Source organism: Pseudomonas sp. p106, assembly GCF_003936645.1.
GTDB classification, from domain to species: Bacteria; Pseudomonadota; Gammaproteobacteria; order Pseudomonadales; family Pseudomonadaceae; genus Aquipseudomonas; species Aquipseudomonas putida_E.
In genome coordinates this window covers 49,084-62,689 of record NZ_RHQR01000016.1, presented here as the reverse complement: position 1 = coordinate 62,689, position 13,606 = coordinate 49,084, and the positions used below count along the sequence as shown (strand labels likewise).

The following is a 13,606-nucleotide window of genomic DNA, read 5'->3' as shown; positions in this document are numbered from 1 at the left end:
GCGGGCCTCGTCATTTCAGGTTCTGGCGCAGCAGCATGGTGCCGCCGCGCTGGGTAAATTCAAGTTGTTTCAGAGCGCTCATGCCGAGCAGCACCGTCTGCCCATCCAGCCCCGGCACCACCAGGGCGCGCACGCCCTGCAGGCGGATGTCCCCCAGTTGCAGGCTGTCCAGTCGCGTGCGGTAACCTTCGGTGCGACCGTTGGCGGTGCTGAGGATGACCGGGCTGCCACGTTGCAGGCTCAGGTCACGGGCCAGCGCCTCGGGGATCGCCACGTCGGTGGCTCCGGTATCGAGCATGAAATGCACAGCCTTGCCGTTGATCGCGCCATCTGCCACGAAATGGCCCTGGCCATTGCCCAGCAGGCGCACTTCGATGAAGCCTTCGCCGTGCTCGGACTGCACCTGGGTATTGGGGTTGCGCTCGCGCGCCTCCCACTCACCGAAAAAGCGCGTAGCCAGGAACATCGCCGCCGCCCAGGCGACGATCATCAGTACCCTGCCCGCACGCTTGCCCGGTGGCTGGCTCATGGTGTGGTGCTCCAACCGCCCTGCGGCGCGGCGAAGCGCCAGACGACCGGCCGGCTTTCACCATCGGCGCGGTCAGCGTTGTTGTTGTCAAGACCGATCCATGCGCCCTTGGTATCGATGACCAGCGCTTCGGCCAGGCCGAACGGCTGATCATAGCGTCGCTCGGGTACCAGAGCATCGGCTGCGAACGACCAGCAGCGCTCGACCTCACCGCTGTCGGCATGGCGTCGGCACACACGGTATGCATTACGTTCGAGGGTGAACAGCTTGCCCTCGAACCAGGCCAGGTCGGCGAAATCACGCGAAAGCGCACGGGCATTGGGCATTTGAGGCGGTTGCATCTCGACCCCGGCTTCACTGAGCAATACGCAAGTGCGTCCGCACGTCCATACCGACTGCTGGCGCTCTATCTTTACCAAGCCGCGGCGCTCACGCTCGGCCGCAAGCCACAGGCGGTCACCGGCAGGGTTGATCGCCAGGCCTTCGAACAGGGCATTGAAGTTCAGCAGCATGCCAGTGGCCCGGGCCTGGCGCATCATCGCCGGGTCAACCCTGAGCCAGGCAGGCGCGCCTACGACCGGCAGTTGCAGCACGGCCACATGCGCTTCGCTGACCAGGTAGATATTACCGGCCTGATCGCAAGTGATACCTTCGTAATCAAACTGGCCACCACGAATGTACGACACCGCCCAGTTGCGCGACTTCAGCCCCCAGGGCAACCCGCTCTCCGGCACCGGGGGCGGGGAAAAGGTCAAAGGCTGGGCGCGCCACACCTCATTGTGCTGGTCGAAGCGGTAGATACGGTCATCATCACGGTCTGAAACACCCCACAGCGCACCTCGGCAAAAAGCCAGCCCGGACAGATTGCCGCCGCGCATGCCGTCAATCGGATGCTCGGATGCCAGCTTCAGCTCCGGCCAGTCGGCTGCCAGGCTCGGCAGAGTAACCAGCGTCAATAAAACCGCGACAAACAGACGAATCAAACCAGAACCTCGGCCAGATTGCCTTTGGTCTCCAGCCAGTTCTTGCGATCGCCCGCGCGTTTCTTGGCCAGCAGCATATCCATGATTTCGGTAGTACCCTGCAGGTCATCCAGTGTCAGCTGGACCAGGCGCCGGGTGTTCGGGTCCATGGTGGTTTCGCGCAATTGCGGCGGGTTCATCTCGCCCAGCCCCTTGAAGCGGGTGACCTGTGGCTTGCCACGCTTTTTCTCGGCCACCAGGCGGTCGAGAATGCCGTCGCGTTCAGCCTCGTCGAGGGCGTAGTAGATTTCCTTGCCAAGGTCGATACGGTACAGCGGCGGCATGGCGACATAGACGTGGCCTGCTTCGACCAACGGACGGAAGTGCTGGACGAACAGCGCGCACAGCAGGGTCGCGATGTGCAGGCCGTCGGAGTCGGCGTCGGCGAGGATGCAGATCTTGCCGTAGCGCAATTGCGACAGGTCGGCAGCGCCCGGGTCGACACCGATGGCCACGGCGATGTTGTGCACTTCCTGGCTGGCCAGTACCTCGCCACCGTCCACTTCCCAGGTATTGAGGATTTTGCCGCGCAGCGGCAGGATCGCCTGGAATTCCTTGTCACGAGCCTGCTTGGCAGAGCCACCGGCCGAATCACCCTCGACCAGGAACAGCTCGGCCCGCATTGGGTCCTGGCCTGCGCAGTCGGCCAGCTTGCCCGGCAGCGCAGGGCCCTGAGTGACGCGCTTGCGCTCGACTTTCTTGCTGGCCTTGAGGCGGCGGCCGGCGTTGCTGATGGCCAGATCCGCCAGTTGCATGCCCAGCTCGGGGTGTGCATTGAGCCACAGGCTGAAGGCATCCTTGACCACGCCCGAAACGAATGCCGCAGCCTCGCGGGACGACAGGCGCTCTTTGGTCTGCCCAGAGAACTGTGGCTCCTGCATTTTCATCGAGAGCACGAAAGTGATGCGTTCCCAGACGTCTTCGGGCGCCAGCTTGACCCCACGCGGCAGCAGGTTGCGGAACTCGCAGAACTCGCGCATGGCATCGAGCAGCCCCTGACGCAGGCCATTGACGTGGGTACCGCCCTGGGCGGTGGGGATCAGGTTGACGTAGCTTTCCTGAACACTGTCACCACCTTCTGGCAGCCACAGCAAGGCCCAGTCCACGGCTTCCTTGTTACCGGCCAGGCTGCCGCAGAAGGGCTCGTCCGGCAGGCGCTGGAACTCGCTGACCGAGTCGACCAGGTAGGAACGCAGGCCATCCTCGTAGTGCCATTCGACCTTCTCGCCGCTGGCCTTATCCTCGAAGCTGACCAACAGGCCCGGGCACAATACGGCCTTGGCCTTGAGCACGTGCTTGAGGCGGCTGATGGAAAACTTGGGTGAATCGAAATACTTCGGGTCGGGGCTGAAGTACACACTCGTACCGGTGTTGCGCTTGCCGACCGTACCGACCACTTCCAGCTCGCTGGCCTTGAAGCCATCGGCGAAGGTCATCTGGTATTCATTGCCGTCCCGCTTGACGCGCACGCGCACCTGGGTCGACAGGGCGTTGACCACCGAGATGCCGACGCCGTGCAGGCCCCCGGAGAACTGGTAGTTCTTGTTGGAGAACTTGCCGCCGGCGTGCAGCTTGGTGAGGATCAGCTCGACCCCCGATACACCCTCTTCCGGATGGATATCCACCGGCATGCCGCGGCCATCGTCGCTGACCTCCAGCGAGTGGTCGGCATGCAGGATGACCTGCACCGAACGGGCGTGGCCAGCCAGGGCTTCGTCGACACTGTTGTCGATGACTTCCTGGGCCAGGTGGTTCGGCCGGCTGGTATCGGTGTACATGCCCGGCCGTTTACGGACCGGGTCAAGGCCCGAGAGGACTTCGATGGCGTCTGCGTTATAGGCGCTAGCGCTGGGATTGGCCATGGGTTCTCGTCGTCAGTCTGGTGAATGCGAAAAAATCAAAATACAGAAAAATCGAGCGCCGCATACTGCCCCCGGGCAACGCCGGCGAAGGCAAGCAGGGCTGGTATCTGTTCGGCAAAACCCTGGTAGCCATGGTCGCCACCGGCCTGGATACGCAACGCGCACGCCCGGTAATAACGCTCGGCGTGTCGATAGTCCAGGGTTTCATCGGCGGTCTGCAACCACACTTGATAGCGCCTGGCGTCCGCTGGGGCCGGCACTTCCAGTTCAGCGAGGGCCTGGACATGATCGTGGGTCAGTTCCCAGGTTTCGCCGCTGTAGTGGTTGCGCTGGGTGCCCAGGTAGCCGTCGAACAGTTTGTGCGGGGTGACCGCCGGGTTGATCAGCAGGGCGTTGAGGCCATGGCGCTCGGCCAGATGGGTGGCATAGTAGCCGCCGAGCGAACTGCCGACCAGCAGGGGCGCCCCCAGTTCGGCGATGGCGGCTTCGAGCTGTGCAATGGCCTGGCGCGGGTGATGGTGCAAGGCGGGTACGCGCAACTGGCCTGACAGGCCTAGCTGCTGCATCACAGCCTGGAGCTGACGCGCCTTGGTGGAGAGCGGTGAGCTGTTCAAGCCATGGATATAGAGGATGGAACCCGACATGCTGCCCCCGGAATCTTTGGCTTCGCGCCCGATGGTGGAGGCGCAGGGATGCGCAGTGTAGCGTGTTCGCCGTGTTTTGGCGCTGCGGCGGGTTTTTCGCAACAATTTTTGGGCTGCACGGCGGCCCCTGGTTTCAATAGCCCGGGCTATCAAAATCGAGCTTCACCTCAAAGTCCGTGGCCCGCTGCACCCCGGTCTCCAGCCGCCCGTCGGCATGCAGGCGCAACCACCGGTAACCCGGCTGCTCCTCGCTCACCTTGAAGTCTTCGCTACGAGCGGCGAACTGTATGCAGGTCGATGGCGTGGCCAGCAGGCGCAAACCGCCACGCAGCTCATCCCACTCCTGATGAATATGCCCCCAAAGCAGCGCCTTCACCTGTGGATAACCCTCAAGCCGGCGCAACAATTCGTCAGCATTGCGCAAACCGATCGGTGCGATCCAGGCGCAGCCGATATCCACAGGTTGATGGTGACAGCAGACCAGGCAATGGCGCCCACCTGCCGACAAGAGCGCATCATCGAGCAGCGACAGCTGTGACGGTTCAAGCAGCCCATGGGTCGCACCCTGCACCGCCGAATTGAGCATGATGATACGCCAGGCGCCGATATCGGTTACCGCCTGCACCAGCTCCGGCGCCACCTCGGCCATGACCCTGGCTTCATCATGATTACCCGGCAACCAGCGCGCCGGTACGGCGAAGTCACCCGTCAGATCACGGAACGCCTGATACGAGGCAGCACTGCCATCCTGCGAAAGATCACCGGTGCACAGCAGCAAATCGACACACGGCTGTTCGCGGCGCACCTGGGCGATCACATGGCGCAGGCTATCGCGCGTGCGCAGCCCCAGCAGCGTGCCCGCAGGGTCGGCGAACAGGTGAGCGTCAGTCAATTGCACCACGCATACGGGTGCCTGAGAGGGGTCTGGGTGCGGCACCGGCCGTCTCCTCGGGGAATTCAGCACGAATTATGGCGGGGGATTGGTTGCGAGCAAATAGTCGAAACCGACCGGCATCACATTTCAGCGCACACTTGCCAGCTCGTGACCACAGGCCAGGCAGTGGCTCAGCCATTCCCCGAGAAACAGATTGAGCTGGGCCTTTTCATCCGGCTGGTGCATGGACTGGTTGGGATACGGGTAGATGCTGCGCAGGCGCCGGGTATGCTCGGCGCTGACCACTTCGGCCATGCGCGCATCGTGGTACACCTGCACCTCCAGGTGGGGCACCGGCAGCCAAGGCAGGCTGTGCTCCTGGCGCACCCGCAGGGTGGTGGTGTAGGGGCAGGCCAGCACCACATCGAGCACCAGCACGCCGAGCATCTGGTCGCCCTGGGTCATGCCGATGCGGCGCGAACTCTGCGTGGTACGCATGTCGGGAAGCAGGCGCATGAGCCGGGCGTAGTTGGCCTCACAGGCTGCCTGCAGCCCGGCCAGATCGACCCGATAACGCTCACGCAGCAGGTTCACTTCCACATACCTCGTACTTCATCTCTGTTGAGCGCCAGCCATTGCAGGCCAATGATCGTCGCCGCATTGCAGATGCGCCCGTCGCGCACGGCCTGCAAGGCATCTTCGAACGACCAGACCCGCACGCGGATATCTTCGCCCTCTTCTTCCAGGCCATGCAGCCCCCCGGCGCCTTCGCTGCTGCAGCGGCCAAGGAACAGGTGCACGTATTCATCACTGCCGCCGGGCGATGGGAAATAACGGGTCATCGGCCACAGGGCGCTGAAGGTCAGACCGGCTTCTTCTTCGGCTTCACGATGCGCGACCTCTTCAGGCTGTTCGTCCTTGTCGATCAGGCCGGCGACCATCTCGATCAGCCAGGGATTGTCGACTTTATCCAGCGCGCCGACGCGAAACTGCTCGATCAACACCACTTCATCACGCAGTGGATCGTAAGGCAGCACGCAAACGGCATCATGGCGCACGAACAGTTCGCGGCTGATCTCGCGGCCCATGCCCCCGGCAAACAGCTCATGGCGCAGGCGAAGCTTGTCGAGCTTGTAGAAGCCCTGGAAGCAATTGGCCCGTTCGATGATGTCGAAGCCCTTGGGCACTGAATTCAACGCGTCTGACATGGAAATCCTCATTACCTCAAATACTGCTTCGCGCCATCCTACTCTGCACGCCTGCCTGTTTCACCCCTTTCCGGTAACCGTTCGCGCAGTCGGGACAGCGGCTCTTCTCTCTGTTAGCTTAGTGGCGAACTGAAGGCCGCGCAGGCGGTCAAAGGCCGACTTTTCCCTGTATTGCAAGGATCATCATGACACTTGTCAAACTGACTGCCGTGGCTGTGCTGGCCTTGGCCCTCGGTGCCTGCCAGAGCCTGTTCGCGCCGAATTACCGTGCCCCACTGGAGGTAAAGCGCGACGCCTGGGAGCACGTAAAGCCAGGTTGCAGCGAGAGTGACTGCCCACTGGTGAACATTGACACCATTCACTTCCCGGACCTGCCCAAGCTCGACGGCATCGTCGAAAAACGCCTGCTGCAACTGACCGAAGACAACCAGCATGGCACCGCACCAAGCACTTTGCAGGCGTATGAGCAGCAATACCTGGCCACCGCCGACAAACGCAACAGCAGCTACCTGCAAGCCAAGGTACGTGAACAGCATGACGGGCTGGTGATCATCGAGCTGTCCAGCTACCTCGACAGCGGCGGCGCCCATGGCATGCCAGGCCGGGGCTTCATCAACTATTCGCGCAAGCTGGACAAGGTGCTGACCCTGCAAGACATGCTGGTGCCGGGCCAGGAAGATACCTTCTGGAAAACGGTAGAAGAATCGCACCGCGCCTGGTTGATCAGCGTGGGCATGGACAAGGATGCCGAGTTCGTCAAAACCTGGCCATTCAAGAAGTCGCCGCACATCGCCCTGACGTACGGCGCAGTGGTGGTCAAATATGAGGTCTATACCATCGCGCCCTACTCCATGGGCCACGTGGAGTTGAAAATCCCCTACCCACGCCTGAACGGCGTGCTCAAGCCCGAACTGTTCCCCGGCCGCGGCTGAGACTCAGTAGCGCATGCAGCCCACCCGCCAGCAACAATGCCGGCAGGGTAGCGCCGAACTCTGGCGCTTGCGCAGCGATGCTGTGATAGGCCACCACACCCACCGCCCAGGCCAGCAGCGCCTGCCAGTGCAAACCATCAATTTGTGCTGGAAGGCGGCGGCGGCGGATCACGAAGTGGTCCGTCAGCACCACACCGAACAGCGGCGCGAACACCGAGCCGATCAGCAGCAGGAAGTTTTCGTACTGGGCAAGCGGCGCCAGCAGGGCAATCAGGGTGCATAGCACACCGATGCCCAACGCCAGGTACTCGACCTTCAGGCGTACCAGCAGACTGGTCGATACCGCAGCCGAGTGGATATCGGCAAAGGCCTTCTCCGACTCGTCCAGCAAAATCAGCAGCAACGGAATACCCAGCCCGGCACCGGCCAGGGCCAGCAGCAGCGCATTGGCCTCACCGCTCGGCGCAAAGGCCAGGGTGTAGGCCACGCCAAGGCTCATCAACCAGGTATTGCCAATGAAGTAACCGAGCACGGTCCCGCCGAACACTCGCTTGGCGCTGCGGGCAAAACGTGAGTAGTCGGCGATCAATGGCAACCAGGACAGCGGCATGGCGATGACGATGTCGAAGCCCACAGCCAGCGACATCGACCCATCTGCGCTGCGCCGCCACAGCTCGCCCAGGTCAGCCTTGGCGAACAGGTTCCAGGTCAGCCACAGGCAAGCGCCCAACAACAGCCAGATCCCCCATTTGCGCAGCACCTTGCGCACGAATGCCAGCGGCCCGCTGACCGCGAGCAGCGTAGCCAGGCCACCGAAGCAGAGGGTCCAGAACATCGGGCTGTTCCATAGACTGCCTTCACCGAAGGTGCGCGCGCCGAGCAGGCTGGCGGCGTCACGCATGACAATGATCTCGAACGCGCCCCAACCGACCAGTTGCAGCAGGTTGAGCAGCGCTGGCAGGCGCACGCCTTGGCTGCCCAGGCTCAGGCGCAGGGTGGCCATGGCGCAAAGGCCCGTATCGCTGCCAATCACGCCTGCCGCCCCAAGCAGCAGCACGCCCACGCCGGTGCCCAGGGCGATGGCCAGCACCGCGCCGGCCAGGCCCAGGCCTGGAGCGAGCATCGCGCCAACCTGCAGGACCATCAGGCCGATACCGAGGGAAAACCAGAGCGAGAACAGGTCGCGACCACCGAACGGGCGTTGGCTGGTGGGGACAGGGTGGTCGGGGGAAAAATGGCTGGGAGTTGTCATTGTTGTTACTCGACAAAAGAAAACAAATCGACACGGTCGTTGCAGGAGCGGCGCACCGGCAAGGCCGCTCCTGCAACAGATCAGCGCTGCGGCTTACACCTTGTGGTACAGCTGGCTGCCTTCCTGGCGGAACCGTTCGGCCTGCTCGCGCATCCCCTCCTGAACCGATACATCCACCGCATCGATGCGCAGGTTGGCGGCGTATTCCCGTACTTCCTGGGTGATTTTCATCGAGCAGAACTTCGGCCCGCACATCGAGCAGAAGTGCGCGACCTTGGCCGATTCCTTCGGCAGGGTTTCATCGTGGAAGGCACGTGCGGTGTCAGGGTCCAGGCCCAGGTTGAACTGGTCCTCCCAGCGGAACTCGAAACGCGCCTTGGACAGGGCATTGTCACGGATCTGCGCGCCCGGATGGCCCTTGGCAAGGTCGGCTGCATGCGCGGCGATCTTGTAAGTGATGATGCCGGTCTTGACGTCATCCTTGTTCGGCAGGCCCAGGTGCTCCTTGGGGGTGACGTAGCACAGCATGGCGCAGCCGAACCAGCCGATCATGGCCGCACCGATGCCCGAGGTGATGTGGTCGTAACCAGGCGCAATGTCGGTGGTCAAAGGGCCGAGGGTGTAGAACGGCGCTTCGTCGCAGCACTCCAGCTGCTTGTCCATGTTCTCCTTGATCAGCTGCATCGGCACATGGCCAGGGCCTTCGATCATGCACTGCACGTCGTGCTTCCAGGCGATCTTGGTCAGCTCACCAAGGGTTTCCAGCTCACCGAACTGCGCAGCGTCGTTGGCATCGGCAATCGAGCCTGGGCGTAGCCCGTCACCGAGCGAGAAGCTCACGTCGTAAGCCTTCATGATTTCGCAGATCTCATCGAAATGCGTGTACAGGAAATTCTCCTGGTGATGCGCCAGGCACCACTTGGCCATGATCGACCCCCCGCGGCTGACGATACCGGTGACCCGCTTGGCGGTCAGTGGCACGTAGCGCAGCAGCACGCCAGCATGGATGGTGAAGTAGTCCACGCCCTGCTCGGCCTGCTCGATCAGCGTGTCACGGAACAGCTCCCAGGTCAGGTCCTCGGCAACCCCGCCGACCTTCTCCAGGGCCTGGTAGATCGGTACGGTACCGATGGGTACCGGCGAGTTGCGGATGATCCACTCGCGGGTTTCATGGATGTGCTTGCCGGTCGACAGGTCCATGACCGTGTCCGAGCCCCAGCGAATACCCCAGGTCAGCTTGGCCACTTCCTCCTCGATCGAGGAACCCAGGGCGCTGTTGCCGATGTTGCCGTTGATCTTCACCAGGAAGTTGCGGCCGATGATCATCGGCTCCAGTTCCGTGTGGTTGATGTTGGCCGGGATGATCGCGCGGCCGCGGGCGATTTCCTCGCGCACGAATTCGGCGGTGATCTCTTTGGGGATGTTGGCGCCGAAGCTGTGGCCGGCGTGCTGCTGCTTGAGCAAGCCAGCAGCGCGGGCCTCCTGCAGCTTCATGTTCTCGCGGATGGCGACGTATTCCATCTCGGCGGTGATGATGCCCTGGCGGGCGTAGTGCATCTGCGAGACGTTGGCGCCAGCCTTGGCGCGGCGCGGGTTGCGCACATGGTTGAAGCGCAGCTTGGCCAGTTCGGCGTCGTTCAGCCGCTGCTGGCCGAAGTTCGAGCTCAGCCCACCCAGGCGCTCGGTATCGCCACGGGCGTCGATCCAGGCCGAACGCACATCGGCCAGGCCTTTGCGCACATCGATGATGACGTCGGGATCGGTGTAGGGGCCGGAAGTGTCATAGACCATCACCGGCGCGTTGGCTTCGCCGCCAAAGTCGGTGGGGGTGTCGTGCAGGCTGATTTCGCGCATCGGCACGCGTATGTCCGGGCGCGAGCCCTCGACATAGACCTTGCGCGAACGCGGGAAGGGTTGCACGGACTGCTGATCGACTTGCGCCGACTCGCTGAGGTTGATCGTTTTTTCTTGTTTGCTCATCACAGGCTCCAGACAGCTTCCTAGCGGTGGAATGTCGGGGAGAACCTGAAAGACGCGGACGCACCCCTTGGCGGGCATGCAGTGCCGGATACATGGAGTGCCTTGAGCTGCTTGCAGCTGCGACATTCCCGGACCTGGCACAAGAGGCTCCCCGGGAAGGCGAGCAATCTTGTTCCCTACGCAGGCGCTAACCTGATCAGGTTCAACGGGATCCGCACCTATGCGATCTCAGCCTTTGCTTCAAGGCACCCCGACAAGAACGTGCGCAGTCTAGACTGGAGTGGCCGGCAAAGCCAAGCGTGTAAAACGAGGGGATGATGAAAGGCACAGCCAACGATTGTTGCCAGTTGCGCATGGCACTACACTGCCTCAACGCTCGATACTCAACAGTTCAGTAATTAAATTTCGTACAAGGATTGCCTCTATGCTGCGCAAACTTTCACTGGCGATTGCCGTGTCTTGTGCGTCCAACGGAGTGGCCTGGGCAGCGGATGTGCCCATGACGGTCAAGACTGACCTGGTCAGCGTCTACCAGGAAGCGGTCGACAACAACGCCGATCTTGCCGCCGCTCGCGCCGATTATGGCGCGCGCCGCGAGGTGGTGCCCCAGGCCCGCGCCGGCCTGCTGCCCAACCTGTCGGCAGGTGCCGAAATGATGAACACCCGCACCAAGCTCGACGAACCCTCGATCACCTCCAACCGCAGCGGCAACGCCTGGAGTGCAACCCTGGCGCAACCTGTCTTCCGCGCCGACCGCTGGTTCCAGTTGCAGGCCGCCGAAGCTGTCAATGAGCAGGCAGCGCTGGAGTTGTCTGCCACCGAACAGAATCTGATCCTGCAGACCGCGCAAAGCTACTTTGCCGTGCTGCGAGCCCAGGACAACCTTGCAGCCACCAAGGCCGAAGAATCGGCTTTCAAGCGCCAGCTCGACCAGTCCAACGAACGTTTCGATGTCGGCCTGTCCGACAAGACCGACGTGCTGCAGTCCCAGGCCAGCTATGACACCGCCCGGGCCAACCGGATCATCGCCGAACGCCAGGTGCAGGATGCCTTCGAGGCATTGGTGACCCTCACCAACCGCGAATACACGTCGATCCAGGGCGTTGTCCACACCTTGCCCATACAGGTGCCCACGCCCAACGATGCCAAGGCCTGGGTCGAGACTGCCGGGCGGCAAAACCTCAACCTGCTGGCAACCAACTACGCAGTCGATGCCGCCGAAGAAACCCTGCGCCAGCGCAAGGCCGGCCACGCCCCGACCCTGGATGCGGTAGCCAAGTACCAGAAAGGCGACAACGACAGCCTGGGCTTCACCAACCCTTCGCAACTGGGGGTGCGCTATAGCGGTGACGTGGAGCAGACCAGCATCGGCCTGCAACTGAACATTCCGATCTACAGCGGCGGCCTGACCAGCTCGCAGGTACGCGAGGCATACCAGCGCCTGAGCCAGAGCGAGCAACAACGCGAGAGCCTGCGCCGCCAGGTGGTGGAGAACACACGCAACCTGCACCGTGCCGTGAATACCGATGTGGAACAGGTGCAAGCGCGCAAGCAGTCGATCATTTCCAACCAGAGCGCGCTGGAAGCCACCGAGATCGGTTACCAGGTCGGTACCCGCAACATCGTCGACGTGCTCGATGCCCAGCGCCAGCTGTACACCTCGGTTCGCGACTACAACAACAGCCGGTACGACTACATTCTCGACAACCTGAGCCTGAAGCAGGCGGCCGGCACCTTGAGCCCACAGGACCTGGTGGACCTCAAGCGGTACCTGAAGGCGGACTACAACCCGGACAAGGACTTCCTGCCACCGGACCTGGCGGCGGCAGCGGCGAAGAACTTCGAACGCAGGCCTTGAGGCAGGCGCTGGTTTCTTCGCGGGTAAACCTGCACCCACAGGGCTTGCGCCAGTGTGGTGGACGAACGGAACATGGCCGACGCCTCTTGGTAGTCACGGTGGCGGATTTTTGCTGGCCGCCAGTAGGCAAGACTAGTCAAAAATCGGGAAGGTGCGATGACATGGGTCAGGGAATCGGCAGCGAGTGTCACTGCCCAGCGCTCAACGCTCCTGGGGGACGAAAGCCTCCTTGCCCAGGCCGCAGTCGGGACAGCACCATTGCTGCGGAACATCTTCGAATGCCGTACCCGGTTCGATACCATTTTCCGGATCACCCCGTGCCGGGTCGTAGGAATACCAGCAGGTTTCACAATAGTACTCGGCAACCCGTGCCTTCATCGCTATCTCCTTGTCGACTGCGTCAGTGATCCTGCTCTCAGGCTCGCCCTGTCCTGCGTAATGCGCAGACCAGGTAATCGACCATCACCTTGACCTTCTGTGACACATGTCGCCCAGGTTGATGGAGGATCCACGCCATTCCCTGCAAAGCCCCCACGTACTTCCACTCGGGCAGCACTTCCACCAGGTCGTTGACGGCAATCGCTTGGCCAGCCAGCCTGGCAGGAAGACAGGAAATACCCAGCCCCGAGAGGGTTGCGTTCAATACAGCTTCCGCACTGTCTGAAACGTAGCGACCTGAAAAACTGACGTCACAAGCACCTTGCGCCGATAAAAATTCCCAGGTCTGGCTTTCGCTGAAGTCGGAAAAAGGTATGCAACTGTGCTCCGCCAACTCGGAAGGGTGTACCGGTCGACCATATTTTTCTATGTAGCTGCCTGCAGCACAGACTACAAAGTCGACAGGGAATAACTTGCGCGCGACCAACCCTAACGGCGGGGTATCGGTAATTCTGATACCGATGTCTATGCTTTCAGCGATGAAGTCCAAAGCTCCCTCATTCGAAATGAGCTGCACATTCACACCCGGGTAACGCTCGAGAAATTCGGGAATAAGTTGATGACATGTCCCATACAAGGACCGAGGGACCGCGATGCGAATAAGTCCTTGCGGACTCTCAAGAAATCGCTCCTTGAGCCTAAATATATTCGCCGAAGACTCAAGCAGCTCTTTGCAATGTGAATAGACCTGAGCCCCCTCGGCATTGACTTTCAGCTGCCGAGTGCTGCGTTCGAGCAATCGAATCGATAATGCATTCTCAAGCTTCGATACTTGCTTGCTGACTGCGGATGCAGTCAGTCCTAGCCGGGCCGACGCATCCACAAAGCTTCCCGCTTCAACAACAACAGCAAATGCCGCCATGCAAGGCAACATATCTACATGACTTTTTGGAAGATAGCCTCGATAGTCCATTATTATGACCACTCATATCTTTAGGCCAGCAACTAAAACATACGCCCTTGGCAAAGGGCCCCAAAAGAAATCACCGCAAAAAATTGCATCGCTG

General features: G+C 61.6%; 13 protein-coding genes and 1 riboswitch. Of the genes, 2 read left to right on the top strand and 11 right to left on the bottom strand.

The genetic code is table 11. The features are described from left to right. Positions 1 to 10 precede the first annotated feature (10 nt). The 7 genes from EGJ09_RS19230 to EGJ09_RS19200 all read right to left on the bottom strand — a co-directional run bounded on the left by EGJ09_RS19230 (position 11) and on the right by EGJ09_RS19200 (position 6,139). Positions 11 to 529: a TIGR02281 family clan AA aspartic protease gene (locus tag EGJ09_RS19230; RefSeq protein WP_046788114.1), complete on the bottom strand. Its 519-nt coding sequence runs from the start codon at positions 527 to 529 to the stop codon at positions 11 to 13. After that, complete coding sequence (locus EGJ09_RS19225; RefSeq protein WP_115273755.1) at positions 526 to 1,512, bottom strand: esterase-like activity of phytase family protein; 987 nt, start codon at positions 1,510 to 1,512, stop codon at positions 526 to 528. Before EGJ09_RS19225 ends, EGJ09_RS19230 begins: the two co-directional genes overlap by 4 nt. Continuing rightward, a complete protein-coding gene (gene parE, locus EGJ09_RS19220) occupies positions 1,509 to 3,413 on the bottom strand; it encodes a DNA topoisomerase IV subunit B (RefSeq protein WP_125924562.1) in 1,905 nt (634 codons plus the stop codon). The genes EGJ09_RS19225 and parE overlap by 4 nt, the downstream gene beginning before the upstream one ends. Before the next feature lie 35 nt (positions 3,414 to 3,448). Next, positions 3,449 to 4,057 carry a YqiA/YcfP family alpha/beta fold hydrolase gene (locus tag EGJ09_RS19215; protein ID WP_115273754.1) on the bottom strand — a complete coding sequence of 203 codons (609 nt, stop codon included), beginning with the start codon at positions 4,055 to 4,057 and terminating at the stop codon, positions 3,449 to 3,451. Between the two features lie 133 nt (positions 4,058 to 4,190). Next, a complete protein-coding gene (cpdA, locus tag EGJ09_RS19210) occupies positions 4,191 to 4,994 on the bottom strand; it encodes a 3',5'-cyclic-AMP phosphodiesterase (RefSeq protein WP_125924561.1) in 804 nt (267 codons plus the stop codon). 84 nt (positions 4,995 to 5,078) lie between these two features. Then, the gene (locus EGJ09_RS19205) at positions 5,079 to 5,531 is read right to left on the bottom strand and encodes a DUF1249 domain-containing protein (RefSeq protein WP_042111790.1); all 453 of its coding nucleotides are present in this window, start codon (positions 5,529 to 5,531) and stop codon (positions 5,079 to 5,081) included. After that, positions 5,522 to 6,139: an NUDIX domain-containing protein gene (locus tag EGJ09_RS19200; RefSeq protein WP_012316503.1), complete on the bottom strand. Its 618-nt coding sequence runs from the start codon at positions 6,137 to 6,139 to the stop codon at positions 5,522 to 5,524. Before EGJ09_RS19200 ends, EGJ09_RS19205 begins: the two co-directional genes overlap by 10 nt. Positions 6,140 to 6,324: 185 nt before the next feature. Between EGJ09_RS19200 and EGJ09_RS19195 the strand changes: the two genes are divergently transcribed. Continuing rightward, complete coding sequence (locus EGJ09_RS19195) at positions 6,325 to 7,071, top strand: RsiV family protein (RefSeq protein WP_115273752.1); 747 nt, start codon at positions 6,325 to 6,327, stop codon at positions 7,069 to 7,071. On the opposite strand, the gene cytX is transcribed toward EGJ09_RS19195, so the two are convergent. Further along, positions 7,040 to 8,323 (bottom strand): putative hydroxymethylpyrimidine transporter CytX, encoded by a 1,284-nt coding sequence (cytX, locus tag EGJ09_RS19190; protein ID WP_046788120.1) that lies wholly within the window; start codon positions 8,321 to 8,323, stop codon positions 7,040 to 7,042. The genes EGJ09_RS19195 and cytX overlap by 32 nt on opposite strands. A 93-nt stretch (positions 8,324 to 8,416) precedes the next feature. Next, complete coding sequence (gene thiC / locus EGJ09_RS19185) at positions 8,417 to 10,303, bottom strand: phosphomethylpyrimidine synthase ThiC (protein WP_125924560.1); 1,887 nt, start codon at positions 10,301 to 10,303, stop codon at positions 8,417 to 8,419. A gap of 156 nt (positions 10,304 to 10,459) precedes the next feature. Beyond that, a riboswitch (TPP riboswitch) is annotated at positions 10,460 to 10,566 on the bottom strand. Positions 10,567 to 10,727: 161 nt separating this feature from the next. Between thiC and EGJ09_RS19180 the strand changes: the two genes are divergently transcribed. Continuing rightward, positions 10,728 to 12,161 (top strand): TolC family outer membrane protein, encoded by a 1,434-nt coding sequence (locus tag EGJ09_RS19180; RefSeq protein ID WP_115273751.1) that lies wholly within the window; start codon positions 10,728 to 10,730, stop codon positions 12,159 to 12,161. 201 nt (positions 12,162 to 12,362) lie between these two features. Here EGJ09_RS19180 and EGJ09_RS19175 read toward each other — a convergent pair whose 3' ends face one another. Continuing rightward, positions 12,363 to 12,539 carry a rubredoxin gene (locus tag EGJ09_RS19175; protein WP_046788123.1) on the bottom strand — a complete coding sequence of 59 codons (177 nt, stop codon included), beginning with the start codon at positions 12,537 to 12,539 and terminating at the stop codon, positions 12,363 to 12,365. A 37-nt stretch (positions 12,540 to 12,576) separates the two neighbouring features. Then, positions 12,577 to 13,512: a LysR family transcriptional regulator gene (locus EGJ09_RS19170; RefSeq protein WP_125924559.1), complete on the bottom strand. Its 936-nt coding sequence runs from the start codon at positions 13,510 to 13,512 to the stop codon at positions 12,577 to 12,579. Between the last annotated feature and the right edge of the window lie 94 nt (positions 13,513 to 13,606).

What these genes read in the sequence shown, in the direction of transcription:
- EGJ09_RS19230 (WP_046788114.1), bottom strand. Translation starts at nt 529, where the DNA reads ATGAGCCAGCCACCGGGCAAGCGTGCGGGCAGGGTACTGATGATCGTC.
- parE (WP_125924562.1), bottom strand. Translation starts at nt 3,413, where the DNA reads ATGGCCAATCCCAGCGCTAGCGCCTATAACGCAGACGCCATCGAAGTC.
- EGJ09_RS19215 (WP_115273754.1), bottom strand. Translation starts at nt 4,057, where the DNA reads ATGTCGGGTTCCATCCTCTATATCCATGGCTTGAACAGCTCACCGCTC.
- EGJ09_RS19200 (WP_012316503.1), bottom strand. Translation starts at nt 6,139, where the DNA reads ATGTCAGACGCGTTGAATTCAGTGCCCAAGGGCTTCGACATCATCGAA.
- EGJ09_RS19195 (WP_115273752.1), top strand. Translation starts at nt 6,325, where the DNA reads ATGACACTTGTCAAACTGACTGCCGTGGCTGTGCTGGCCTTGGCCCTC.
- cytX (WP_046788120.1), bottom strand. Translation starts at nt 8,323, where the DNA reads ATGACAACTCCCAGCCATTTTTCCCCCGACCACCCTGTCCCCACCAGC.
- thiC (WP_125924560.1), bottom strand. Translation starts at nt 10,303, where the DNA reads ATGAGCAAACAAGAAAAAACGATCAACCTCAGCGAGTCGGCGCAAGTC.
- EGJ09_RS19180 (WP_115273751.1), top strand. Translation starts at nt 10,728, where the DNA reads ATGCTGCGCAAACTTTCACTGGCGATTGCCGTGTCTTGTGCGTCCAAC.
- EGJ09_RS19175 (WP_046788123.1), bottom strand. Translation starts at nt 12,539, where the DNA reads ATGAAGGCACGGGTTGCCGAGTACTATTGTGAAACCTGCTGGTATTCC.
- EGJ09_RS19170 (WP_125924559.1), bottom strand. Translation starts at nt 13,512, where the DNA reads ATGGACTATCGAGGCTATCTTCCAAAAAGTCATGTAGATATGTTGCCT.